Source organism: Halomicrococcus pelagicus (assembly GCF_050954125.1).
The window spans coordinates 663,002-684,544 of record NZ_JBPBWC010000001.1 but is presented as its reverse complement, the minus strand read 5'-3'; the positions used below and the strand labels follow the sequence as shown (position 1 = coordinate 684,544).

The window sequence follows — 21,543 nt, the reverse complement described above, 5'->3', positions numbered from 1 at the left end:
CCTACGAACTCCCCTTCATCTCGCCGACGCTGTCGGCGGTCGGCGGTTCTTCCTCGTCCTCGTCGCCGACTCGGACGGTCATCACGGGAACGGAGCACGAGCGGACGACGCGTTCCGCGACGCTGCCGAGCAGGAGTCGGTCGATGCCGCCCCGGCCGTGCGTCCCCATCACGACGAGGTCGCAGGCCTCGCGTTCGGCGTGACGGACTATCTCCTTGTTCGGCGGTCCCTCGACGACGTCAGTGCTGACGGGCACGTCGTACGGTTCGGCGAACTCCTCGACGTCCGCGAGCGCCGACTCGCCCTCCTCGCGCAACACCTCGTTGACGTCCTCCCACGAGGTCTCCATCGGGAGTCCCGCGAACGTCGCCGTGTTGACGACGTACAGTCCGCGCAGTTCCGCGTCGTGTACCTCGGCCAGTTCGGCGGCGTGTTCGACGACGCGTCGCGTCTCCGCGGAACCGTCCGTCGGCACGAGGATACGGTCGTACATAGACACGTTATCGCATGTCACGGGACGGGGCCGCTTAACCCTTTCCCGAACGGGCAGTCGAAGTCCACCGTCGGTGAGACGGGACGAACGGGGCGAGCAGAGAAGAGCGGGAGTTCGGGGGACCGACGGAGACCTCCGGCTCAGAGGACGACGTCTTTCACGTCGTCGGCCCCCGCCCGGCGGACGACCGCCCGGACCACGTTCCGGTAGCCCGCGAGGTTGTCCGAATCGCCGTCGAGAACGAGCAGTTTCGCGTCCCGGCCCTCCTCGACGACGCCGCGGTCGAGACCGGCGACGCGCGCACCGTTCAGCGTCGCCATGCGAAGCACCTCGCGGGCCGAGGCGTCCGTGAGCTTCGCCGTGAACTCCATCTCGCGGAACATCGACGGGCTGTTCAACATCACGTTGTCGGTGCCCAGCGCGACCGTCGTCCTGTCGAGCAGGTCCCGCACGGGCGGCAGTCCGACGTCGGTGACGAGGTTCGAGCGCGGACAGACGACCACCGGAATCTCGCTGTCCTCGATGCGGTCCAGGTGGAGCGGCTCCGGGTGGACGACGTGGACGAGGAAGTCCGGCGAGAGGTCCAGCGCCGGGTTGACGTCGCTCGCGTCCGCTTCGCCGGCGTGGATGCCGAAGAGCTTCCCGGCGCGTTCGGTCGCCGAGCGTTCGCGCGAGAAGTCGCCGTCGTTCGCACCGCTCGCGCCGAATCCCTCGGCCGCCTCCATCGCGTCCACGGTCTCCCGCCCGAGGATGACCGGGTCGACGTCGAGACCGTCGACGGCCTCCCGTAGCGCGTAGACGCCCTCGACGCCCCCCTCGCGGAACTCGAGGAACGACGCGGTACCGGTCGATTGCATGAACTGCGCCGACCGCCGCATCGCCGCTATCTTCTCCTCGCGCAGGGTCGACCGGAGCAGCCGGTGTTTCAGGCCGTCCGGCGGCGCGACCAGTTCCTCCAGCGAGAGTCCCTCCCCGGCCTCCTTGGCGATGGAGTCGCCGACGTGCGTGTGCGCGTTGACGAACGCCGGGAGGACGACGTCGTCGGAATCGACCGTCGCCTCCTCGATGGCCGCTATCTCCCCGTCCTCGACGACGACGCGACCCTCGACCGGGTCGAACCGCGGGCCGCGCAGTATCGTACCCTCCAGAAGCATGCGTGGAGGTTGTCAGCACCGGGACTTGAAATTCACCATTGACGCGTTCTGGGGACGGGGCTCGCGTCTCCCCCCGACCGGCGACGCACGCGAGGACGACCGCACCGACGCCTCGCGTCCTCGAATCGGCGCGGTCGCCCCGTCGATTTATGCACTCCGCGACGCGAATACCAGTATGGGACTCAAGGAGACGACGCCTGCGACCGACTTCGATGAGATAGACAGATGGGACGGCGGAGTCGGCTGGGTCGCCCACCCCGGGGAGAAGATGCAGCGTGCCAGCCACGCGCTCGCGGTCGACGACGACGTGTGGGTGGTCGACCCCGTCGACGCTCCGGGGGTCGACGACCTGCTGGGGGAGTTCGGCGACGTGGCGGGCGTGGTCGTGTTGCTCGGTCGGCACATGCGCGACGCCGAGGCGGTCGCGCGCCGTCACGACGTTCCCCTCTACCTCCCGACGTGGGTCCGTCGGAGCCCCGGACCGGACGTCGCGATACGGCGCTTCGAGAACACCCTCGCGGACACCGGCTTTCGCGTCCTGAAACTGGTCGACAACCCGGCGTGGCAGGAGGCGGCGCTGTACGACGAGTCCACGGGAACGCTGGTCGTCGGCGACGCCGTCGGCACCGCGTCGTACTTCTTGACCGAGCACGAGCGCCTCGGCGTCCACCCGATGCTCCGCCTGTTCCCGCCGGACGAACTTCGCGGGCTGACGCCCGAGCGAATCCTCGTCGGTCACGGCGACGGCGTGTTCGACGACGCGACCGGTGCGCTCGCCGAAGCCGTGCGTGAATCCCGACAGCGCTCGGCGCAACTGTACGCCGACATCGTCCGCCAGCTCTCGCCGCTGTAGCGCATCTCAGAACGACGATACTTTTTTGACGATACGCTACCACGGACGAGGCATGAACTCCGTGCGCCGGGACCCGACGTCTCGGAGCGAGGAGGTGAGAGCGTGACGCTTTCGTTCGGATTCCGTGAGGACCCCCAGGGCTGGAGGTCGTCGACCCGGTAGAGCGACGGACCGCCTCGCTGGCGACGCCCGACGTCGTCCGGCCCTCGTCCGCGGACGCCGACGCGTTCTGCTTCCCCGTCGACGATGCAGTTGCGGTCAGGACCGCGGCCGTAACCCTCCCGACGGCTGCAGCGGTGTACGTCCGGGACGCGAACGGTGAGATGGTCGCGAGCGCCGAGTGTGGCACGAGCCGCGAACTGCCCGCCGGGACGTACAGCGTCGAACTCTGCACGCCGGTGAAACTCTATCTGCGGGTCGAGAGTTCGCTCTCCGTCTCGGCGACGTTCGACCGCGTCGAACTCGCGTTCGACGGCGAGACCGAGGTGTTCGTCGGCGCGCGGTCACACCATCGACGCCCGGCGGCGACGGTGACGACGACCGCCGACCCCGAGGACTTGATGGCGGCGGTGTCGACGTTCGGGTCGGCGCTGAAGACGACGAGTCCCGAACGGTCGTTCCCGACGCTCCGGGGCCACCCCCCGACGGTCGAACTCGGGGACGACCTGGCGATTCCGGACGGACTCGACGCCCCCGACACCGGCGTCCGCATCGAACTTCCGCCCGACCCCTCCTACGTCTACCCCGCCGCGCCGCTCGCGTACTACCTCGGCGCGGACCTCGTTCCGGGAACCACCCCTCGCATCGTCGCCGACGGGGTCGACCACTCGCTTCGGACGACGCGCGGGTTCGAGGCGGAGGTCGAGCGTCCTCAAGGGAACCTTCCTGCTCGACTGCGTCACCCGGACGGAGGGGTACTACCCCGTCGACCTCCACGAACGCCGGCAGGTCGAACCGTTCGTGGACCTCGACTTCGCCGACCTCTACGACGCCTCGCTCGCGGAGCGGCTGGCAGCGTACCTCGAGGTCCCGTACGCGCTGCTCGAAGACCACGTCCCCGAGTGGCAACTGGCCGCCCACGTCGCGCCGGAACCGGAGAACGTCGAGATGCTGCCGTTCGTCGTCGACGACCTCGCGGTCGTCCGGACGCCCTCGGTGACCGAGCGGCCCGCGTCGGACGTCCGGTCGTCGGCTACCGAGGAGTTCGCTCGGAGCGGCGAGTTCACCCGGAGCGTCACGGGGTCGAGCGCCCCGGACCAGTCGCTGGTCGAACCGGACCTGACCGACGCCCAGGAGCAACTGTGGGTCGGCGACGACGCCCCGGTCGGGGCGAACAAGGCCATCGCGGAGGCGTTCCGCAACCGTCTCGAACGGACGTCGAGCGACGGCGAGATCGACATCACCGTCGTCTGCAACGACAGCAAGATGGACGAGGAGCGAACCCTCGCGGACGAGATGTACGGCTCCCGCGAGGAACTGCCGTTCGACGTCACCGTTCGCAGCGACCTCACGACCGGCGAACTGCGCGACGCGCTCGCCCGCGAGACGCAATTCTTCCACTACATCGGCCACATCGACGAGAACGGTTTCGACTGCGCCGACGGCTACCTCGATACCCGGTCGCTCGACTCGGTCGGCGCCGAGGCGTTCTTCCTCAACGCCTGCCAGTCCTACGACCAGGGCGTCGCGCTCATCGAGTCGGGCGCGATCGGCGGCGTCGTCACGCTGAACGACGTCGTCAACAGCGGCGCCGTACGGGTCGGCAAGGCGATGTCGCGCCTGCTGAACCGCGGGTTCCCCCTCCGGTCCGCCCTGAACGTCGCGCGCGACCGGAGTCTCGTCGGCGACCAATATCTGGTCGTCGGCGACGGGAACCTCGGTATCACGCAGACCGACGGGAACGCGCCGACTTAGTTGCAGATCGAACGCGCGGGCGGGGAGACGTTCGAAGTGACACCGCAGACGTACGTGGCCAGCGAAGGCGGTCTCGGCGGCATGGTGACGCCGCTGGTCGGCAACGAAGAACAGTACTTTCTCGCATCGGGGCCGCTCACCTCGTGCAGCCTCACTAAAACCGAGCTTCGACGGATGTTCTCGTTCGAAACGATTCCGCTTCTCTTCACGGGCGGTTCACGTGGAGCGACGACCTCGAACTCTGAATTTCACGGCCCCCAACACGCCTGGTTGGCGGCCGCCGCGCCACCCACCTGCGAGAACAGCAGCAGCATCGTGAACATCGCGCCGATCATTCGGGGGTTCTCTTCGAGGTACGAAGTCAGGTCGTTTTCTGCCATCGTGTTCGCATGAAATGCCACCAATATTATAAAATTTTTTAAACTATTTCGGCATGTAAATACGTTAAAATACTGCGGACGGTCGACACGAGCGGCTCGACCGGCGCTCTAACCGCCTCCCGGAGAGCGGCGTCGCGAACGACGGTATTTAGTCGCGGCGACACGAACCACGGGCGTGGTGTACGTAACCCAGGGTCTGGTAGAGGCGCTGCTGGAGCTGGCGGCCGAAGCCGAACCGGAGAAGGTGACGATCTCGCTCGCGGTCACGCCCGCGGGCGACCTCAGCGGCGACGTGGAACTGTCGCCGGAGACGCCCGTTTTCACCCACTTCTATCCGCCGGACGCGGGCGGATCGGTCACCGCCGTGTTCGGCATCGACCTTTCGATTCCGGCCGGCCAGACGCAGGGTCGGTTCGTCTCCCACCCGCAGGGCCCCCTCCAGGTCACGCGCAGCGACGACCTGCACGAGACCGTCATCGTCGCCGTGCCGCCCTGGGACGACGACTCCGTCGCCGCGTTCGACCGTTCCGGGCGCCGTCAGTCGCTGTCCCGCGTCGACGCCGAACCGCCGACCGAGCTACTCTAGGTAGCCCAGCTCTTCGAGCTGATCGGTTATCTCGTCGAACTCGGCGTCGGTGAGTTTCCCCTGCTTCTGGTGCTGGATTACGATGCTCCGCAGGAGGAAGCGCACGAGGTCGCTCGTGCTGGAGAAGCTCGTCCCCTCGATGGTGTCTTCGACGCGGTCGGCGAGGTCCTTCGGAATGGAAACCGTGGTGTAGTCCGTCATGACTCAACGGAGGGCCGCCGGCCGGTTAGACCTTTCCAAGCGGTCCCGTCGCTCGACGGTGACTCCGGACGGAAGGAGAAATCCGAGAACTACAGGACGTCGTCGAAGTCCTTGTGACCCTGAATATCGACGCCTTCCTCGGTTATCTCGGCGAGGAAGACACCGTCACCGCTGCCGGTGTCGCGCTCGACGGCGCTCTTGATGCCGTGGGCGGCGATCTGCTTCCCTTCCTCGTTGCTCAGGCCCTCGGTGTACTCCTGTTCGAGGACGCCGTAGGCGAGCTGCATCCCGCTGCCCGTCACGGTGTAGTCGTCGGACATGACGCCGCCGGCGGGGTCGATGCTGTAGACGTGGTGACCTTCCTCGTCGAGGCCGCCGAGGATGGGCGAGACGATGAAGAAGGGACCGCCGCGGAGGAGGTTGCCGGCGAGCGTCGAGAGCGCCTGCATGCTCATGTGTTCGCCGCGCCGCGTCTCGTAGAGGTTCGACTCGATGCGCATCGTCCGGATGAACGACTGCGCGCCGCCCACGGACCCGGCCATCGTCAGGGCCGCGTTCGGATGGATCTGTTCCACCTTCTGGACGTTCTTGTTGGAGACGAACCGACCGCCGAGACTGGCACGCATGTCCGTCGCCATGACGACGCCCTCGTCCGTCGCCAGGCCGATGGTGGTCGTTCCGGTCTTGTTGACGTTCTCGAGGTCGTCCTTCGAGAAGTTGTTCTCCGGGAGCGATCCTATCTGGGGCTCGTAGGGGCTCGTTTCGCCGCCGTCGAGGCGGTCCATATTGCGCGAGAATTCGGAACCGTGCATTGGCGTACGCATTGGGCGAACGTAGTCCGCCAGCACTGATAAAACCAACCCTTCACGACCCCGTCGTGGAGCGTGGGGTCGTCCTTACGCCGTCTCCGTGGCCTCGTAGGCGTCCTGGAGCCGCTCCACGACCCTGTGGATCGGGAAGGGGACCCCGAGCTGGCGGGCGAACAGGGCGACCGGAAGCAGGACGATACCGGTCAGGATGCTCATCTGGTACAGGGCGAACAGCATCGCGCGTCGAACGAATGCGATCATCGGAACCTCGCCCGTCGCTGGGCCATCGTAGTATAAAAGCATTATTGAAATTTAGTTTATATAATGAACATACACCACGTTTCGGGGCCGCGCAGTCGTGCGGTTCAACTGCGCTTGCAGTACGGTCAAATCCGTGGGAGTTCGACGGAGCGAAACCGTAGGCACGGGGTTTCCAACGCCGGTTGTACGCGTAAGTTATGAGGATAATCAATCTCTCGTGCGCAGTTCGGGAGCGGCGCTCGCGTATCAGACGGAATCGGTTCGACCGTCTCCCGATGGTTTTAAACGGCTGAACGCCCCCGTTTAACGTATCAATGGCTTTCGAGGACCTGCTGAGCGATCCGGTGATTCAGAAGTATCTCCACGAACTGGTCGGGCCGAAGGGGATGCCGGTCGCCGCCGCACCGCCGGACGGCGAGGTCACCGACGAGGAACTCGCCGAGGAACTCGACCTCGAACTCAACGACGTCCGCCGGGCGCTGTTCATCCTCTACGAGAACGACCTCGCCAGCTATCGCCGGCTGCGCGACGAGGACTCGGGATGGCTGACCTACCTCTGGACGTTCGAGTACGACAAGATTCCGGAGAACCTGGAGGAGGAGATGTACCGACTGCTAGACGCACTGAGACAGCGTCGGGAGTACGAGCGCACCCACGAGTTCTACCTCTGTGAAGTCTGTTCGCTTCGCTTCGAGTTCGGCGAGGCGATGGACTTCGGCTTCGAGTGTCCCGAGTGCGGGTCACCGCTCGAATCGATGGAGAACGCTCGGCTCGTCGACTCGATGGACGACCGCATCTCGGCACTCGAAGAGGAACTCAACGTCCAGGAACTCGAGGCATAATGGTCGTCCTGGCCACCAAACTGTACGTCAGCGGCGAAGCCGAACGACGTTCGCGCGACGCGCTCGCCTCGCTCGTCGACAACGCCATCGGGGACCTCGACGTCGAGTACGACGTGGGCGTACGCCACGACGGCTTCGTCTCCGTCACCGTCGACGGCGAGGACGCGGTGGTAGCGCGCAACCTCCTCCGCGAGGAGTGGGGTGAGATAACGCCGGAACTCGACGCCGGCGAGACGTACGTCGGGACGCTCGAATCGTGGGACGACGATGGAGTCGTCCTCGACGCCGGCCAGGACGTGCGAGTGCCGGCCGACGAACTCGGCCTCGGTCCCGGCACGCCGGAGCAAATCGTCGAGCGGTTCGGTCTCGTCCAGCACCTCCCCCTGCGGTTCGTGGCAGGCGGCGAGGACGCGCCCCCCCGACTCGCCGACGAGGAGCGCGACCGCCTGTTCGACTGGACGCGCGGCGCGGGTCGCGTGAACGTCAACAGCACGACGCGTGGCGAGGCGCGCGCGACCGTCAACCGCGCCGGTCACGCACAGGACATCGTCACCGTCGAACGACTCGGCCTCCTGGAACAGAGCATCGTCTGCAAGGAAGACACCGACCCACCGGGGCTGCTCGCCAGCATCGGCGAGTACCTCCCGGCCGAACTTCGTTGCGTCATTCCATGAATCGACGGCTGCTGTTCGCGTTCGGGCTCCTGGGGGTGATGGCCGCCAGCGCCGGCTGTTCGTCCGTGCTCGGCCCCGGACAGATCAGCCAAGACCGCTTGAACGACGACGCCGCCTACGACTGGGATACGTCGCAGTCCGTCACGTTCAACGTCACCAGCGGTAACTACCGGGCCATCTACGAGATGAACGGGAAGTCCTCGCTCGACGTGTACCAGCACGAGTCGCTGGGCGGCAAACAGCCGGTCGAGATAGCGTCGGTCAAGTTTCGCTATCGGAACGGCACCGTCGTCGGGGCGAAACACATCGAGGTGAAGAAGACGAAGAAGAAGACGATAATCGAGCCGCCGGCGAAACGGGGGAAGCTGGCGTACACGGCACCGCGGCGCGGGAAGACGTTCAACGTCCCCACGTACGTCGACGAGCGGACCTACGAGGTCGTCCTTCCGAAGGGAATGCGCGTGGACAACTTCCTGCTCAGCGACGTCAGTCCGGACGACCACGAGCAGCACCGGACCGACGACAGGGTACACCTGGTGTGGGACGAACCGGTGAACGCCAACTCCATTACCGTCCGATTCTATTTGGCGCGCGACGAGACCATCTTCACGGGCATCGTCGGTGTCGCCGGCGTCGTCGCCCTGCTCGGGCTGGCGTACTTCCGGTTCCAGATACGGAAGCTAGAGGAGAAACGCGAGGAGATGGGACTGAACGTGGACGTGTCCGACGACGACATCGGCGACGGCGGCCCGCCGCCGGGGATGCAGTAGAACCGCTTTCCGCCGGGATGCGATAGGGCTTTTCCGCTCGGGAACTCAACTGCGGGTATGCGAGTCGCGCTGGTCACCGTCGGGGACGAGATTCTTTCCGGCGACACCGTGAACACGAACGCCGCGTGGCTGGGCGAACGGCTGTCGGAGCGCGGGGTCTCGGTCGAGCGGGTCGTCGTTGTCCCGGACCGCGTCGCCGACATCGCCCGCGAGGTCAACGAGGCGCTCGCGGAGTACGACGCCGTCCTCGTCACCGGCGGCCTCGGTCCGACGCACGACGACCTGACGATGGAGGGCGTCGCCGCGGCGGTCGGCGTCCCGGTCGAGGAACACCCCGAGGCCGTTGCCTGGGTCGAAGAGCACAGCGACTACGAATACGCCGACCTCGTGCCGGGGACGACCCACCTGCCCAGAGGGGCGCGTCTGCTCCCGAACGAGGCGGGCGTCGCGCCCGGCGCGGAGATAGAGGGCGTCTACGTCCTGCCGGGGGTCCCCGAGGAGATGAAGGCGATGTTCGACCACGTGGCCGACGAGTTCTCGGGCGAGCCGCGCCACCGGCGCATCGTCGACGCGGACGAACCGGAGAGTGCGCTGCTGGACCGCATCGACGGGCTGCGCGAGCGATTCGACGTGACCGTCGGAAGCTACCCTGGCGATCACGTCAGCGTGACGATACAGGGTCCGGACGAGGACGAGGTCGAGGACGCGGCGGCGTGGTTGCGCGAGCGCGTCGACGCCGTCGAGCAGTAGCGACCGCGGCGTCGGTCGAACGACGGTACGCGCCGGCTACCGGTAGAGATAGGCCAGCCAGGCAGCGACCATCGCGATACCGACGACGCCGACGACGATACCTGCCGCGTTCGTGGGGAACGTCTCCGCGAGTGGAATCATGGTCGGCGGTTGTCGGCCTGCTCTCTTAACTTTTGAGAACTCGTCCGGGCGCGACCGTCGACCTCTCGTCGCGTCGACAGAGTTTTTACGCCGGAGACGGGAGTGAGAAGCATGCCACGGAGTACCCAGTCTCCTGGTCGCGTTCTTCTCGGATGACGAGCGCGCCGCATCGGTACAGCGAGACGGTGAATCGGTCGTACTGACTATCGACGATGTCGAATACGAACTGACCCGACAGGAAGCCACGGCTCTGCAGGATGCCGTCGGCGACGCGCTGACGGAGCGTCGCGAGTTCTTCCGGACGGCGGGCACGCACCGCGAGGACGGAAGCTACGAGGTGTCTCGCCGGGGTGCAGACTCCTCGGGCAACGCCAAGGTGTTCGAGACGTTCGACGGCCTGCGACGGCTGTTCGAGCGCCTGCCGGAGGAGTTCACCGCCGAGGACGTCGGCCGGACGGGCATCACGGGGTCGCGGCGACACCTGCTGGTGCGTCACTTCGCCGAGCATCCGACGTTCGACTGCCGAATCGGCTCCCAGAACCCGCTAACCGCGGTGAAGGCGTCCGCGTCGAGCGACGTCGACGGCTCCGACGGACCGCCCGCGGAGGTGCGCGCCGACTGACCGCTTCGCGGACACCGACCGACCTTTCCGGGCGTTCCCGACGACCAGCGGCGGTGATGGCGACCACGCGCCGAAGAGCCACGCGGATTGCAAAAAACGTAAGACCGCCGCTCGTCACCCGGCGAGTATGCAACCCCGGTTCGTGGGACGGCTCTCGCTGGCGGACGCGGTGACCGTCTCGAACGCCGCCGTCGGCTTTCTCGCCGTCGTGGTGGCGGACGCGAACCCGGAACTGGCCGCGCGGCTCATCCTGCTGGCGGCCGTCGCGGACGGCCTCGACGGCGTGCTCGCGCGCCACGTCGGTAGCTCGGCGGCGGGACCGTACCTCGACTCGCTGGCCGACGTTGCCTCCTTCGGCGTCGCGCCCGCGACGCTGGTCGTTGCCGTCGTGACCGAGTCGTGGGGACTTGACACGCCGCGCGGGGCCGTTGCGGTGCTCGGGGCGGCGCTGTTCGTCGGTGCTGCCATCGTCCGACTCGGACTCTACACGGCCTACGACACGGACGACGACGTGACGGAGGGCGTCCCGACGACGCTCGCGTCGGTCGTCCTGAGCGCGGGCGTGCTCGTGGGGGTCACCGACCCGCTCGCACTCGTCGTCCTTGCGTACGTCCTCACGGTGCTGATGGTGTCGACGATAACGTATCCCGACCTGCTGGCCCGCGACGCACTCATCATGGGCGTCGTCCACTCGCTGGCCGTGCTGATTCCGGATTTTCTGGGTCGCACGTTTCCCTACGCACTGCTGACGCTCGCGCTGGCGTATCTCCTGCTCGGTCCGCACTTCTACTGGCGGACGACCACCGCGAGCCGTCCGGCGTAATCGGTGGCGCTTCGCCCGCGAACCGCCGACGGTCGCCACCGCGTCGCACGACAGAAGGGAAACGCTCTTGATGGGTACGCCCCGAATTTCGACTATATGAACCGAGTGACATCGCCGTCGGGGGTGCGCGCATGAGCGACGAAGAGGATACCGAGGAGCGGGAGCAGGCGGAGGACGAACGGGTCGACGATGCAGAGCAGGAACAGGCGCAGGAGGAAGCGGAGCAGGAAGAGGAGGTAGCGCCGGCCGGCCAGGGAGGCTCGACTGCGGAGAGCATCGACGCGGAGCTTGACGCTATCGAGGCCGACCTTGACGCGGCCGAGACCGAGGCCGAACTGGACGTCGTCGAAGCCGAACTCGACGACGTGAGAGAGCGGCTGGAGTCGGCCGACCTCTCGGAACCGGACGAAGACGAAGAGGACGAGGAGGAAGCCGAGGACCCCCGCGAGGAACTGGAGGCCCGCATCGAGGACTTGAGCTCGGGCATCGAAGAGAAGCGCGGTCCGTACGCGGAGAACGTCGTCGAGGACGTCGAGGACGTGAAATCGACCATCGCGGACACCCGCTGGACCGACGAGGGCCGCAGCGATCTTGCGGACGCCGTCGGCGAGTTCGCGGAACGCGTCCAGGAGGTTCTCGGCGCGGACTTTGGCGTCACCGTCTCCCGCAACACCGACGACCTCGCGAAAGTGCTCGATAACGCCGCGTCGGCCATCGAGGACACCAACCTCCACCCCGACGACGACACCGAGACCATCATCGAGCTCGTCGAGGCGACGACGTCGCTCCGGGAGTCGGTCGACAGCGCCCAGGAGTGGAGCGACCTCGAAACCCGCGAACAGCTGGAAGCCGAGGGGTACTACGACGTGCTCGACCACCGCAAGGACTTCCCGCCGGAGTGGCACGCGCTGAAGGTCTGGGAGAAGCGCGACCGCGTCGACATGGTTCTGCTCGCGCTAGACCGCCTCCAGTCGAACTTCATGGAGCGTCACTGCCTCGACGCGCTCGAACGCATGGGGTCCGAGGAGTCGCTCGACGCGATGCTCGAACGCGCGGAGCGTCGAGACAAGGACGCCATCCGCATCGTCGGCAAGATCGGCAGCGCCGAGGCGGTCGACGACATCGTCGAGTACGCCGACGCCGACCCCGGCATGGCGAAGACGGTGCTGAAGGCGCTCGGCGAAATCGGCAGCGACGAGGCCACCCAGGCGGTCGCCGACCAGCTCGTGGCCGACGACGAGAGCGTTCGCAGCCACGCCGCCCGCGCACTCGGCCGCATCGGCGACACGCGCGCGATCGACCCGCTCGCCGACACGCTCGCGAAGGACGAGTCGGACACGGTGCGCGCCAGCGCCGCCTGGGCGCTCAATCAGATCGGAACGGAGAACGCCCGCGAGGCCGCAGCGGAGTACGCGGACGACCGCTCGTACCTCGTCCAGTCGGAAGCGCAGAAGGCCAACGCCCGGTAAGCAGTCATTACTACGTTCTAATCGGTCAATAACGAAGACCCTCGCTCCGCTACTCTCTCGCAGAGTCGAGGAAATGGCGACCAAATCGGCGACGTTGGGAACGTGCCCAGAGTGTGGAGAGACGATTCCCGGTGGCTACCTGCTCATAGAGTACGAGACGACCGAGGGACCGGAGCAGTTCGCCGAGTGTCCCGACTGCCGGGGAATCGTTCACCCCAGGCCGTGAGCGAGTATCGCGGCAAGAAACTCCAGTGCGAACGCGACGGCCACCAGGAACGCGCCGACGCGGCCGATCCAGGTGTGCTCGGTCACTTCCATCGGCGAGATGTCGACCGTGTAGTCGTTGAACTCCGGGTCGTACTCTACGTAGTTCGGAACCTGGAAGAACTCGAAGAAGACGAGAACGGAACCGAGCGCCCCCAGCGCGTACCCGGCCAGTTCCAGTACGACGTGAATTGCGACCATATCCGGGAGAGCGAACGTCTCCGGCAAAAAGCCACCGGTAAGCCGATGGAAACAACCGAAGAGACCAGCCCTCAGAACGGTCGTAAACGACCTCGAACCCCCGCTGACGGACGAACATTTATACCGGAGGCCGGGACCACTCCGGACCGTGTCCCGTCTCCCCGCGTCCGTCGGTCTCGTCGTCGCCGTCGGCCTCGCGATGGCCCTCCCCGTCGGCGTGGCTCCCGGCGTGACGGCGCCAGCGACCCCGGAGATCGTCGCCGTCTATCCGAATCCGGTCGCGACCGGGGACGCCGGTGAGTTCGTCGTCGTCTCCTTTCCTCGCGAGGTGAACCTCTCCCGGTGGGCGCTCTCGGACGGCGAAACCACCGCGAATCTCTCTCGCGGAAGCGAGCGACGCGCGAGGGGCCGAATCGCATTCTCGACCGCGCCAGCGCGAACGCGGAACCTGACTGACTACCGGGCGTTCGCGCTCGCCGACGACCTCTCGCTTGCTAACGGCGGCGAGACGGTCCGTCTCCGTCGGGCGAGCGGCGACGGGCACGCGGTCGACGCCGTAACCTATCCCGACACGACCGAAGGCGCACAGTGGCGTCCCGACGCCGGCGAGTGGCGGCCGCTCGGGGCGACCGACCGGTCGGTCGTCAGTGACCGATGCCCGGCGCGCTCGCGCGTTCGTCCTCCCCGACGCGCCGGGAATCCCGGTCGAGACCATCCGCGGCGCGGACGAGCGAATCCTGCTCGCGGGCTACTCGTTCACCTCGCACCGCGTGGCCCACGCGCTGGTGGCCGCCCGCGAGCGCGGCGTCGAGGTCCGGGTCCTGCTCGGCAGCGCGTGGTACGTCGAGGAGGAGAACAGTCGACTCGTCGAGTGGCTGAACGAGCGTGCGAACGAGGAGGGACTCCCGCTGACCGCGAGGCTCACCGACCCGCGAGGCTATCGAAAGGTTCACACGAAGGGTCTGGTCGTTGACGGCGAACACGTCGTCGTCGGGAGCCTCAACTGGAACAACCACTCCGCTCGACGGAATCGCGAAGTTGCGGTCGTCCTGCACGGTGAGGAAGCGGCGAGTTACTACGCCCGTGTGTTCGACGCCGACTGGCGAGCCAGCGGTGGCGGGTCGCGGTTACCGGTCGGTCTCGCCGCGGCGGTGGCAGTCGGCGTCGCTGGAGCGGTCTGGGTAGCGCGGAGGGAAATTCGATTCGCCCCGACGGGGCGGTAGCGCTAGTCGTCGCTCTCGTGGCCGACGGTCGTGCTCTGGAGGTCCTCGTCGAGTTCCGCGTCGGCCATCTTCTCGACGAGTGCGTCGAGCACCTGCTCGCGCATCCCCTGCACGAACTTGATGGAACCGACGACGAGGTGACCGCCGCCGCTGACGCCGCCGCCGACGATCTCGTCGTTGAGTTCCGACACCATCTCCGGGATGTCGAGGCGGACGCCGTCGCTCCGGAGGACCGCGAAGTCCGGCCCGTAGCCGATGGTGATGACCGGTTCGCCGGTCTCCTCGACTTTCCGGTCGTGAATCTCGCCGGTCGTCTTGCCCGGCGGCGGGTAGGTGAACCGATAGGCGTGGTTCTCGACGTCGACGCGATAGAGGTGGGCTTCGCTGGCCAGGCGCTCGTGTTCGACGTGCGGCATGGCGGCGTCGAGTTGCTCGTCGACGTCCTCGCGGGCACGGTCTGCGAGGAAAGAGACGAGTTCCCGGTGGCGCGACTCGTCGTCACAGCCGACGTTGAGCACGTCGTTGATGAGGTTCCGGCCGGCGTCGTACTTCAGCCAGAACGCCTCGTAGTCGAGCGCCTCGCCGACGTCGTTGAGGAACGACTCCTCGTACCCCTCCGACTTGGCGAGGTCGACGTAGTCGGTCATCGCGTCGGCCTTCGACCGGTCGGAGATGCCGGCGACGGCGGGGACGTGGCGGAGGTCGTCCGTTATCTCCGGCGCTATCATCCGTGCGAGTTCGACGCACATCATCCCCGTCGTGATGCGGTAGTCCTCGTCGTACAGGTACGGGTTGACGTGGCCGTCGACGTACGGTTCGACGGCCTCGGGGTCGGGGTGGTGGTGGTCGACGACGAGAATCGGGATGTCGTAGTGAGCGAGGTTCTCGTACGCGGGGACGTCCTCCGCCGTACTCCCGTTGTCGAGCATCAGGAGGAGCGGGAGCTTCTGACCGTGACGGGCCTGGTCTTCGAGCGCGAAGTTGAGGTCGCGGGTGACGTCCTCCATCTCGTAGAACGGTGCCTTGCTCGGCAGGCGCTTGAAGAGGTGACGCTTGGCGTCCGGGTCCTGGTGAGTCTGCTCGATGAACTTCCGGAGCGCGAGTTCGACGGGGATCGACGCACACATCCCGTCGCCGTCGGCGTGGTGACGGACACGAATCGGGCGGCTCTCGAGGACGGTTCGTCGGAGCTGTTTGGCGATCTCCCGGAGGTCCGGGAACATCTGCTCGAGCGCGGGCCACTCGACGAGGGGTTCGACGTCGTGCGGTTCGGCCCGCTGTTCTAGCGCCTCGTCGAGGCGCTGGCGCACGTCCGCTGCGTCGTCGCCTTCGAGGCGGTCGAGCGAGTTCACTTCGACCTGCAGCGACTCCTCGCGCTCTTCGACGACGCCGGTGATGTGGACGAGGTCGCCGATGTCGATGTCGGGATGAGCGCGGACGCCCGCCTCTTCGAACGCGGCGCAGGGGACGACGCCGGTTTCGTCGCTGACGTGGAAGATGGTGGGTCCGCCGGTCTGTTTTATCTGGACGACTTCGCCCTCGACGTGAACGGACTCGCCGACGCGTTCGGCGAGCGCACCCGTGTCGGACACCTCGTAATCGTGGGCGACCGGGACCGTCTCGTACTCGTCGAGGTCGGCGGTGTCGAAGCTCAGGTCGCCGTTTTCGCGGATCTCGACGAGTTCGACGACGAGTTCGTCGCCGACGTCGAACTTCCCGGAGAGGTTCGATTCGTGGACGAGACCGGAGACGGAATCGGAGATGTCGACGAAGACGCCGTAGTCGACGACGCCGTTGACCTCGGCGTGGTATCGGTTCTCCTCGGAAACGTCGGAGAGAGTGCAGTCCGCGTCGAGGTCGTACACGACGGGCGTGTCGGACCCGTCGGCGGGACCGTCATCGGAGGTAGTCATGTTGTCCGTGTTTTCGGGGTGGCTATTTTTAACGCTTTGCAACTTCGACCCGGGCGTCGGCGGGTCGAGCGGCCCCGGTCGCCCTCCGCGAGCGTCGCGATTCGGGGGCGGCGGTTCGCAACGTTTAGAACGCGTCCGGTCGAACTGTAACCCATGCGGCTGTTCCGGTCGAACGAGATACTGGGGATCGCCGAGGGGGCGCTGGAGTTCGCTCTCGAAGCGTCGCGCGACGCTCATCCGGACGAGTACATGGGGTTCTTCCGGGGTGAGTCGGCGTCGTCGCTCGGTCTCGACCGCGAGGGGACGGTCATCACCGACGTGCTCGTCATGCCGGGGACGGAGTCGAACAGCGTGAGCGCGACCGTCAAGTCGAGCACCATCCCCAACGACGTGCAGACGGTCGGCTCCGTCCACTCGCATCCGAACGGCGTGCTCCGCCCGAGCGACGCCGACCTCCGGACCTTCGGCAGGGGCGACGTCCACGTCATCATCGGCGCGCCGTACGACCGCGATAGCTGGCGCGCGTTCGACCGGAACGGCGACCGACGGAAGCTCGACGTGCTGGACGTCGCGCTCCCGGAAGACGAGGGGTTCTTCGACTTCACCCAGGAAGACATCGATGCGGAGCTTCAGGAATGACACACGTCATCGCCCAGGGGACCTTCGACATCCTCCATCCAGGGCACGCACACTACCTCCGGGACGCCGCGGCGATGGGTGACCGCCTGTCGGTCATCGTCGCTCGCGGGGAGAACGTCACCCACAAGGACCCGCCGATCCTCTCGAACCGCCAGCGTCGGGACATGGTCGCCGCGCTGGAGATGGTCGACCACGCGCTCGTCGGCCACCGCGAGGACATCTTCGTCCCCATCGAGGAACTCGACCCGGACGTCATCGCGCTGGGGTACGACCAGCACCACGACGAGGAGGCCATCGAGGGGGAGCTGGCGAGTCGCGGCGTCGACTGCGACGTACGCCGCGCGTCGCCGCGCGACGCTCACGAGGACGAACTGCTCTCGACCGGCGACATCATCGACCGCATCTGCGACGACCGGTGCTGACGGCGACGCCCCGAAACCTTTCTCGGGCACCCGACAAACTGAAGGATTAGAGGTGCCAAAATCCGTCACCGAATGCTCAGCGACGTGATGGAGGACTACCTGAAGGCGATCTACACGCTCCAGGAGGAGAGCGACGGCCCGGTGGCGACCTCGGACATCGCAGACTACCTCGACGTGACGCCGCCGACCGTCACCAGTATGGTCGAGAAGCTGACGGACCGCGGCCTGCTCGAACGCGAGAAGTACAAGGGCGTCGAACTGACCGACGAGGGGGAGACGGTCGCGCTGGAGGTCGTACGCCACCACCGCCTGCTCGAAGCCTACCTGACAGAACATCTGGACTACTCGTGGAGCGAAGTCCACGAGGAGGCCGACCGTCTCGAACACCACATCAGCGAGGAGTTCGAGCGCCGGGTCGCCAAGGTCCTCGGAGAACCGGAGGTCGACCCGCACGGCGACCCCATCCCGGGAGCGGACCTCGCCCCCATCGAGGCGGACGACACGACCCCGCTGAGCGACCACGAGACCGACGACCGGGTCGTCGTCGCCCGCGTCAGCGACCGCGACGAGGAGGAACTCCGCTATCTCGACCGGGCAGGCATCTCGCCCGGGACGGAACTGGAGGTCGTGGACGTCGCGCCGTTCGGTATGGTGACTGTCCGTGTCGCGAGCGATGAAGCCGACGCCGGGGACGAACAGAGCCTCCCGGAGAGCGTCGCCCGTTCGATACGCGTCCGGGCGGTCACAGAGGAGGTAGCGTAGATGGCCACCTGGCTGGAGGTCGTCGCGGTCGCGTTCGTGGCCCAGCTGGCGGTGTTGCCCGGCGAGAAGGTACAGTTCATCATCGCCGGTCTCTCGACCCGATACAGGCCGTGGCTGGTCGTGAGCGCTGCCGGCAGCGCGTTCGCGCTGTGGACCGCCGTCGAGGTGTACGTCGGCGGAGCACTCACTCGCGTACTCCCCGGCATCTACCTCGACGCTCTCACCGCGAGCCTGTTCGTCCTGTTCGGCGTGTTGCTACTCAAATCGATGCCCGAGGGGGAGACGCCCGACGGAGTCGCGGAGACGGACGGCGGCGCAACGAATCTCTCGGGGTTCGTTCCGGAACGGTTCCGGGACAGCGACCTCGCGGAGTCCGACGGATACGGCGCATTCGTCCCCATCTTCGCGATGATGATGTTCGGCGAGTTCGGCGACAAGACGCAACTGGTCACCATCGGCCTGGCCGCACAGTACGGCGCTCACGGCGCCATCTGGCTGGGCGAGATGTTCGCCATCATCCCCGTGAGCATCGCGAACGCCTACTTCTTCCACACGTTCTCGCACAGGGTGGACATGCGGAAGGCACACCTCTTCTCGGCGGCGTTGTTCTTCTTCTTCGCCGCCGACTTCCTCGTCCAGCTCGCGTTCGGCTTCTCCGTCTGGGAGACGGCCGTCCGTACCGTGGCGCGACTCGGGGCGGCCGCCGTCTGACCGGATTCGAGATAGTTTTCCCGCCCCGCGACGAACGTCGACCGTGCTCGACGTTGTCGTCTCTGCAGTGGCTGGCGCGGCCCTGGGTCTCTCGCTGGCCGCACCGCCCGGACCGATGAACGCCGTCATCGCCGAAGAGAGCGTCCTCCGCGGCTGGAACTCCGGATTCCGTGCCGGTCTCGGTGCGATGACGGCGGACGCCTGCTTCTTCGTCCTCGCACTGGCTGGGGTTGTCGCCGTCGTCCGCGAGGCACCGGTAGTGCGCGGGGTGATGGTCGGCGTCGGCGGCCTGCTCATGCTGTACTTCGCCTACGGCGCAGCGCGGGACGCGAATCGAACGTTCACCGCGGAAAGCGACGCGGACGACACCAGGGGGTTCCGGAAGGCGTTCGCGCTGGCCATCACGAACCCCTACCAGATAATCTGGTGGCTCACGGCGGGCGTCGGCCTGCTGAACGAACGGAGCTACGACCTGCTCTCGGGGGTCGTCGGCGACGCGCTCACGGTGACGACCGGCGGCCCGGTCATCGTCGTCGGCTTCTTCGGCGGTATCGCGCTCTGGATCGCCGGCTTCCCCGCCGCGCTGGTCGCCGCCGGCCGTCGCGTGGACTCCTTCGCCCCCGCCGTCGCGTACCTCAGCGCGGTGGTACTGGCGCTGGCCGGCCTGTCCTTCCTCTTCGACGCGGCGACGACGCTGGCCTAACGACGCGTCCGAGAAACCGAAGCGGTCTTCCCCTGTGGCGGAGCCACGAGCGCCGACGTGCCCTACGGACCGTGGCCTCGGGGGGGACCCGTCTCCTCGTCGTCCATCTCGGGCACTTCGTCGAGGAGCCACTCTCGGAACCACTTCACACGCTTGAGCCGGCGATGGGCGATGTCGCTCGCAGTGTCGCTCTGGACCCGGCTCGCGGCGTCCTTGCCGCGTTCGAGCACCCGGTCGACCATCTCCGCGGCCGCCATGTGCGTGCGGGCCTCGTAGCCCATCCGGAGCAGCATCAGGGCGGTGCCGTTCGCCCCTACCTTGTCCAGCATGTCCGCCTCGATGAGACACTGGGTCTCCTTCGAGAGGCTGTCGAGGTCGCCCTGGTAGGAGTGGTCCTCGACCGCCTTACAGACCTCCTCGACGAACGACTCGGGAAACTCGCCGTGTGATTCGAGATACTCGCGGGCCACCCGGGCGCCCTCCTCTGCGTGGACGTCCTGGTCGGCGTCGAGTTTGGCGATGTCGTGGAACAGTGCCGCGACGCGCGCCACGTCGACGTCCGCGCCCTCCCGCTCCGCGATGGTCTCTGCAAGGTCGACGACGTTGATGATGTGATTGTACCGGTAGTCCGCAGAGTGCCAGGGGTACCACCGCATCCGACCGCCGCCGTCCTCGTTCTGGACGCTCGCGGCCAGATACTCGTAGACGAACTCCTTCATCTCCTCGAACTGCTGGTCAGAAACCGGCGAGCCCTTAATTTCGACACCCACAGAACCACCTCCGTTGTTCGACGTACGTACTCATTACTGATACAAACGGACGATTCGCTCTTTAGCGTTACGACGAGGAGACGTCACAGCTCGTTTTCGCTCGGACTGGAGAACGCTTCGTTTCGTTCAGGGAGAAACAGGTAAATTACGGTACCCTCACTCGCTAGCCTCGGCGGTTTCCGACGCCCGCAGTTCGAACTCGATGCGTTCGGTGTCCCGCCCCTTCGACTCCCGATTCGTGATCTTGACGCGACCGATTTCGCCGAGGCTGTCGACGTGGGTCCCGCCGCAGGGACAGTAGTCGAACTCCTCGACCGCGACCACACGGAGCGGGTCGACGTGGTCCGGGATGAGGTGGAGGAGCGACCGGCCCTCGTCGACGCGCTCCTCGACCTCCTCGCGGGGATGCTCGGCCTTCGTAACCGCGAGGTCGCGTTCGATAGCCTCGTTCGTCGCGCGCTCGATGGCTCGGACGTCCTCGTCGGAGAAGTCCGCGGGCTCGAAGTCGATGCGCGACCGGTCTTCGTGAATCTGGTTGCCTGCCGTCTCCGCGCCGTACTCGTCCAGTACGACCCGCGAGACGACGTGCTGGGCGGTGTGCATCCGTCGGTGAGCCTGGCGGCGTTCCTCGTCGATTCGTCCCTCGACGGTCGCTCCCGGTTCGGGCAGGTCGCCGTCGATGTTCTCGACGTAGTGGCGGACGTCCCCGTGGTTCTTCCGGACCGCCACGACGTCCGCCGCGCCCCCGTCCCAGGCGAGCACGCCGCGGTCGGCCGGCTGACCGCCGCCCTCCGGGTAGAAGTACGTGCCGTCGAGGACGACGTACTCCTCGGTCGCGTCCTCGACCGTCGCTTCGAACTCGGTCACGTCGTCTTCGTCGGGGAGATAGCGCTGTTCCGTCACGGTCGAACAGAGGCCGTCGAGCGCCTTAATCGATTGGCTGGCGGTAACCGTCTCCGTTCGCCGGCGACCGTCGTCGACGCTGTGCTCTGCGGCCTGGCGAACCGGGCCAGTACGGGCCCGCCAGACGTGCGTCCGTCACCGCCGCGAGCGTCGGCCGCCGGTTGGTCGTTCGCCGAACTAGCCCCGGCACCTCCGTCTGGCCCCGTCTAGGTCGTACGTGACAGAGGGACCGTCGACGGCACAGGAGTGACGCAGTAAATATATACTTAATACCTTTTCTATATGTTTAC

30 protein-coding genes are annotated in these 21,543 nt (G+C 66.7%); 17 read left to right on the top strand and 13 right to left on the bottom strand.

The window, feature by feature from the left end:
• Nucleotide 1 precedes the first annotated feature (1 nt).
• Nucleotides 2-493 (bottom strand): universal stress protein, encoded by a 492-nt coding sequence (locus ACRYA2_RS03825; protein ID WP_433624730.1) that lies wholly within the window; start codon nt 491-493, stop codon nt 2-4.
• A 140-nt stretch (nt 494-633) separates the two neighbouring features.
• The gene (locus ACRYA2_RS03820; protein WP_433624370.1) at nt 634-1,647 is read right to left on the bottom strand and encodes an amidohydrolase family protein; all 1,014 of its coding nucleotides are present in this window, start codon (nt 1,645-1,647) and stop codon (nt 634-636) included.
• A 175-nt stretch (nt 1,648-1,822) separates the two neighbouring features.
• Between ACRYA2_RS03820 and ACRYA2_RS03815 the strand changes: the two genes are divergently transcribed.
• On the top strand, nt 1,823-2,500 hold the full coding sequence (locus ACRYA2_RS03815) for an MBL fold metallo-hydrolase (protein ID WP_433624728.1): 678 nt from the start codon (nt 1,823-1,825) through the stop codon (nt 2,498-2,500).
• 406 nt (nt 2,501-2,906) lie between these two features.
• On the opposite strand, the gene ACRYA2_RS03810 is transcribed toward ACRYA2_RS03815, so the two are convergent.
• On the bottom strand, nt 2,907-3,212 hold the full coding sequence (locus ACRYA2_RS03810; RefSeq protein WP_433624368.1) for a hypothetical protein: 306 nt from the start codon (nt 3,210-3,212) through the stop codon (nt 2,907-2,909).
• 248 nt (nt 3,213-3,460) lie between these two features.
• Between ACRYA2_RS03810 and ACRYA2_RS03805 the strand changes: the two genes are divergently transcribed.
• The gene (locus ACRYA2_RS03805; protein WP_433624367.1) at nt 3,461-4,414 is read left to right on the top strand and encodes a hypothetical protein; all 954 of its coding nucleotides are present in this window, start codon (nt 3,461-3,463) and stop codon (nt 4,412-4,414) included.
• Between the two features lie 248 nt (nt 4,415-4,662).
• On the opposite strand, the gene ACRYA2_RS03800 is transcribed toward ACRYA2_RS03805, so the two are convergent.
• Nucleotides 4,663-4,794, bottom strand: coding sequence for a DUF7503 family protein (locus tag ACRYA2_RS03800; protein ID WP_433624365.1), 132 nt, complete (start codon nt 4,792-4,794; stop codon nt 4,663-4,665).
• 175 nt (nt 4,795-4,969) lie between these two features.
• Between ACRYA2_RS03800 and ACRYA2_RS03795 the strand changes: the two genes are divergently transcribed.
• Nucleotides 4,970-5,380: a JAB/MPN domain protein-containing protein gene (locus ACRYA2_RS03795; protein ID WP_433624363.1), complete on the top strand. Its 411-nt coding sequence runs from the start codon at nt 4,970-4,972 to the stop codon at nt 5,378-5,380.
• Here ACRYA2_RS03795 and ACRYA2_RS03790 read toward each other — a convergent pair.
• From ACRYA2_RS03790 to ACRYA2_RS03780, 3 genes are all read right to left on the bottom strand, one after another.
• Complete coding sequence (locus tag ACRYA2_RS03790; RefSeq protein ID WP_113275711.1) at nt 5,372-5,581, bottom strand: ribbon-helix-helix domain-containing protein; 210 nt, start codon at nt 5,579-5,581, stop codon at nt 5,372-5,374. The two genes, ACRYA2_RS03795 and ACRYA2_RS03790, sit on opposite strands and share 9 nt — an antisense overlap.
• Before the next feature lie 89 nt (nt 5,582-5,670).
• Nucleotides 5,671-6,405 (bottom strand): archaeal proteasome endopeptidase complex subunit beta, encoded by a 735-nt coding sequence (psmB, locus tag ACRYA2_RS03785; RefSeq protein ID WP_433624361.1) that lies wholly within the window; start codon nt 6,403-6,405, stop codon nt 5,671-5,673.
• Nucleotides 6,406-6,477: 72 nt separating this feature from the next.
• Nucleotides 6,478-6,651 (bottom strand): hypothetical protein, encoded by a 174-nt coding sequence (locus tag ACRYA2_RS03780; RefSeq protein WP_433624359.1) that lies wholly within the window; start codon nt 6,649-6,651, stop codon nt 6,478-6,480.
• A 314-nt stretch (nt 6,652-6,965) separates the two neighbouring features.
• Between ACRYA2_RS03780 and tfe the strand changes: the two genes are divergently transcribed.
• The 4 genes from tfe to ACRYA2_RS03760 are packed head-to-tail and all read left to right on the top strand — an operon-like array spanning nt 6,966 to nt 9,687.
• Complete coding sequence (gene tfe / locus ACRYA2_RS03775) at nt 6,966-7,493, top strand: transcription factor E (RefSeq protein WP_113275709.1); 528 nt, start codon at nt 6,966-6,968, stop codon at nt 7,491-7,493.
• Nucleotides 7,493-8,167 carry a DUF2110 family protein gene (locus ACRYA2_RS03770; RefSeq protein WP_433624356.1) on the top strand — a complete coding sequence of 225 codons (675 nt, stop codon included), beginning with the start codon at nt 7,493-7,495 and terminating at the stop codon, nt 8,165-8,167. Before tfe ends, ACRYA2_RS03770 begins: the two co-directional genes overlap by 1 nt.
• Nucleotides 8,164-8,937, top strand: coding sequence for a DUF5803 family protein (locus ACRYA2_RS03765; RefSeq protein WP_433624354.1), 774 nt, complete (start codon nt 8,164-8,166; stop codon nt 8,935-8,937). Before ACRYA2_RS03770 ends, ACRYA2_RS03765 begins: the two co-directional genes overlap by 4 nt.
• 57 nt (nt 8,938-8,994) lie before the next feature.
• Nucleotides 8,995-9,687 carry a competence/damage-inducible protein A gene (locus tag ACRYA2_RS03760; protein ID WP_433624352.1) on the top strand — a complete coding sequence of 231 codons (693 nt, stop codon included), beginning with the start codon at nt 8,995-8,997 and terminating at the stop codon, nt 9,685-9,687.
• Between the two features lie 226 nt (nt 9,688-9,913).
• On the opposite strand, the gene ACRYA2_RS03755 is transcribed toward ACRYA2_RS03760, so the two are convergent.
• A complete protein-coding gene (locus ACRYA2_RS03755) occupies nt 9,914-10,144 on the bottom strand; it encodes a hypothetical protein (RefSeq protein ID WP_433624350.1) in 231 nt (76 codons plus the stop codon).
• On the opposite strand from ACRYA2_RS03755, the gene ACRYA2_RS03750 reads away from it, so the two are divergent.
• The 4 genes from ACRYA2_RS03750 (at nt 10,055) to ACRYA2_RS03735 (ending at nt 12,968) form a co-directional block, all read left to right on the top strand.
• Nucleotides 10,055-10,450: a DUF7528 family protein gene (locus ACRYA2_RS03750; protein ID WP_433624726.1), complete on the top strand. Its 396-nt coding sequence runs from the start codon at nt 10,055-10,057 to the stop codon at nt 10,448-10,450. The two genes, ACRYA2_RS03755 and ACRYA2_RS03750, sit on opposite strands and share 90 nt — an antisense overlap.
• 127 nt (nt 10,451-10,577) lie before the next feature.
• The gene (locus ACRYA2_RS03745) at nt 10,578-11,273 is read left to right on the top strand and encodes a protein sorting system archaetidylserine synthase (protein WP_433624348.1); all 696 of its coding nucleotides are present in this window, start codon (nt 10,578-10,580) and stop codon (nt 11,271-11,273) included.
• 131 nt (nt 11,274-11,404) lie between these two features.
• Nucleotides 11,405-12,742: a HEAT repeat domain-containing protein gene (locus tag ACRYA2_RS03740; RefSeq protein ID WP_433624346.1), complete on the top strand. Its 1,338-nt coding sequence runs from the start codon at nt 11,405-11,407 to the stop codon at nt 12,740-12,742.
• 73 nt (nt 12,743-12,815) lie between these two features.
• Nucleotides 12,816-12,968 carry a DUF7837 family putative zinc-binding protein gene (locus tag ACRYA2_RS03735; protein WP_433624344.1) on the top strand — a complete coding sequence of 51 codons (153 nt, stop codon included), beginning with the start codon at nt 12,816-12,818 and terminating at the stop codon, nt 12,966-12,968.
• On the opposite strand, the gene ACRYA2_RS03730 is transcribed toward ACRYA2_RS03735, so the two are convergent.
• Together ACRYA2_RS03730 and ACRYA2_RS03725 are read right to left on the bottom strand one after the other, a co-directional pair.
• On the bottom strand, nt 12,953-13,207 hold the full coding sequence (locus tag ACRYA2_RS03730; RefSeq protein WP_433624342.1) for a hypothetical protein: 255 nt from the start codon (nt 13,205-13,207) through the stop codon (nt 12,953-12,955). The genes ACRYA2_RS03735 and ACRYA2_RS03730 overlap by 16 nt on opposite strands.
• Before the next feature lie 118 nt (nt 13,208-13,325).
• Nucleotides 13,326-13,751 carry a hypothetical protein gene (locus ACRYA2_RS03725; protein ID WP_433624340.1) on the bottom strand — a complete coding sequence of 142 codons (426 nt, stop codon included), beginning with the start codon at nt 13,749-13,751 and terminating at the stop codon, nt 13,326-13,328.
• A gap of 103 nt (nt 13,752-13,854) precedes the next feature.
• Between ACRYA2_RS03725 and ACRYA2_RS03720 the strand changes: the two genes are divergently transcribed.
• Nucleotides 13,855-14,430, top strand: a complete 576-nt coding sequence (locus ACRYA2_RS03720; RefSeq protein ID WP_433624338.1) for a phospholipase D-like domain-containing protein — start codon at nt 13,855-13,857, stop codon at nt 14,428-14,430.
• Nucleotides 14,431-14,432: 2 nt separating this feature from the next.
• Here the strand turns inward: ACRYA2_RS03720 and ACRYA2_RS03715 are convergent, their stop codons facing one another.
• A complete protein-coding gene (locus ACRYA2_RS03715; RefSeq protein ID WP_433624336.1) occupies nt 14,433-16,343 on the bottom strand; it encodes a DHH family phosphoesterase in 1,911 nt (636 codons plus the stop codon).
• Nucleotides 16,344-16,496: 153 nt separating this feature from the next.
• On the opposite strand from ACRYA2_RS03715, the gene ACRYA2_RS03710 reads away from it, so the two are divergent.
• The 5 genes from ACRYA2_RS03710 (at nt 16,497) to ACRYA2_RS03690 (ending at nt 19,580) form a co-directional block, all read left to right on the top strand.
• Nucleotides 16,497-16,982, top strand: coding sequence for a JAB/MPN domain protein-containing protein (locus ACRYA2_RS03710; protein ID WP_433624334.1), 486 nt, complete (start codon nt 16,497-16,499; stop codon nt 16,980-16,982).
• Nucleotides 16,979-17,404, top strand: coding sequence for an FAD synthase family protein (locus ACRYA2_RS03705; protein WP_433624332.1), 426 nt, complete (start codon nt 16,979-16,981; stop codon nt 17,402-17,404). Before ACRYA2_RS03710 ends, ACRYA2_RS03705 begins: the two co-directional genes overlap by 4 nt.
• 72 nt (nt 17,405-17,476) lie before the next feature.
• Nucleotides 17,477-18,166, top strand: a complete 690-nt coding sequence (locus tag ACRYA2_RS03700) for a metal-dependent transcriptional regulator (RefSeq protein WP_433624330.1) — start codon at nt 17,477-17,479, stop codon at nt 18,164-18,166.
• Nucleotides 18,167-18,877 carry a TMEM165/GDT1 family protein gene (locus ACRYA2_RS03695; RefSeq protein ID WP_433624328.1) on the top strand — a complete coding sequence of 237 codons (711 nt, stop codon included), beginning with the start codon at nt 18,167-18,169 and terminating at the stop codon, nt 18,875-18,877.
• A 43-nt stretch (nt 18,878-18,920) separates the two neighbouring features.
• Nucleotides 18,921-19,580: a LysE family translocator gene (locus ACRYA2_RS03690; RefSeq protein WP_433624326.1), complete on the top strand. Its 660-nt coding sequence runs from the start codon at nt 18,921-18,923 to the stop codon at nt 19,578-19,580.
• Between the two features lie 62 nt (nt 19,581-19,642).
• On the opposite strand, the gene ACRYA2_RS03685 is transcribed toward ACRYA2_RS03690, so the two are convergent.
• The gene (locus ACRYA2_RS03685) at nt 19,643-20,350 is read right to left on the bottom strand and encodes an HD domain-containing protein (RefSeq protein WP_433624323.1); all 708 of its coding nucleotides are present in this window, start codon (nt 20,348-20,350) and stop codon (nt 19,643-19,645) included.
• 156 nt (nt 20,351-20,506) lie between these two features.
• Nucleotides 20,507-21,253 (bottom strand): alanyl-tRNA editing protein, encoded by a 747-nt coding sequence (locus ACRYA2_RS03680; protein ID WP_433624321.1) that lies wholly within the window; start codon nt 21,251-21,253, stop codon nt 20,507-20,509.
• Nucleotides 21,254-21,543: the final 290 nt, after the last annotated feature.

Coding starts and splice junctions, on each gene's coding strand:
- ACRYA2_RS03825 (WP_433624730.1), bottom strand. CDS start 493: ATGTACGACCGTATCCTCGTGCCGACGGACGGTTCCGCGGAGACGCGA.
- ACRYA2_RS03820 (WP_433624370.1), bottom strand. CDS start 1,647: ATGCTTCTGGAGGGTACGATACTGCGCGGCCCGCGGTTCGACCCGGTC.
- ACRYA2_RS03815 (WP_433624728.1), top strand. CDS start 1,823: ATGGGACTCAAGGAGACGACGCCTGCGACCGACTTCGATGAGATAGAC.
- ACRYA2_RS03810 (WP_433624368.1), bottom strand. CDS start 3,212: ATGCGGACGCCGGTGTCGGGGGCGTCGAGTCCGTCCGGAATCGCCAGG.
- ACRYA2_RS03800 (WP_433624365.1), bottom strand. CDS start 4,794: ATGGCAGAAAACGACCTGACTTCGTACCTCGAAGAGAACCCCCGAATG.
- ACRYA2_RS03790 (WP_113275711.1), bottom strand. CDS start 5,581: ATGACGGACTACACCACGGTTTCCATTCCGAAGGACCTCGCCGACCGC.
- psmB (WP_433624361.1), bottom strand. CDS start 6,405: ATGCGTACGCCAATGCACGGTTCCGAATTCTCGCGCAATATGGACCGC.
- ACRYA2_RS03780 (WP_433624359.1), bottom strand. CDS start 6,651: ATGATCGCATTCGTTCGACGCGCGATGCTGTTCGCCCTGTACCAGATG.
- tfe (WP_113275709.1), top strand. CDS start 6,966: ATGGCTTTCGAGGACCTGCTGAGCGATCCGGTGATTCAGAAGTATCTC.
- ACRYA2_RS03770 (WP_433624356.1), top strand. CDS start 7,493: ATGGTCGTCCTGGCCACCAAACTGTACGTCAGCGGCGAAGCCGAACGA.
- ACRYA2_RS03765 (WP_433624354.1), top strand. CDS start 8,164: ATGAATCGACGGCTGCTGTTCGCGTTCGGGCTCCTGGGGGTGATGGCC.
- ACRYA2_RS03760 (WP_433624352.1), top strand. CDS start 8,995: ATGCGAGTCGCGCTGGTCACCGTCGGGGACGAGATTCTTTCCGGCGAC.
- ACRYA2_RS03745 (WP_433624348.1), top strand. CDS start 10,578: ATGCAACCCCGGTTCGTGGGACGGCTCTCGCTGGCGGACGCGGTGACC.
- ACRYA2_RS03740 (WP_433624346.1), top strand. CDS start 11,405: ATGAGCGACGAAGAGGATACCGAGGAGCGGGAGCAGGCGGAGGACGAA.
- ACRYA2_RS03735 (WP_433624344.1), top strand. CDS start 12,816: ATGGCGACCAAATCGGCGACGTTGGGAACGTGCCCAGAGTGTGGAGAG.
- ACRYA2_RS03730 (WP_433624342.1), bottom strand. CDS start 13,207: ATGGTCGCAATTCACGTCGTACTGGAACTGGCCGGGTACGCGCTGGGG.
- ACRYA2_RS03715 (WP_433624336.1), bottom strand. CDS start 16,343: ATGACTACCTCCGATGACGGTCCCGCCGACGGGTCCGACACGCCCGTC.
- ACRYA2_RS03710 (WP_433624334.1), top strand. CDS start 16,497: ATGCGGCTGTTCCGGTCGAACGAGATACTGGGGATCGCCGAGGGGGCG.
- ACRYA2_RS03705 (WP_433624332.1), top strand. CDS start 16,979: ATGACACACGTCATCGCCCAGGGGACCTTCGACATCCTCCATCCAGGG.
- ACRYA2_RS03700 (WP_433624330.1), top strand. CDS start 17,477: ATGCTCAGCGACGTGATGGAGGACTACCTGAAGGCGATCTACACGCTC.
- ACRYA2_RS03695 (WP_433624328.1), top strand. CDS start 18,167: ATGGCCACCTGGCTGGAGGTCGTCGCGGTCGCGTTCGTGGCCCAGCTG.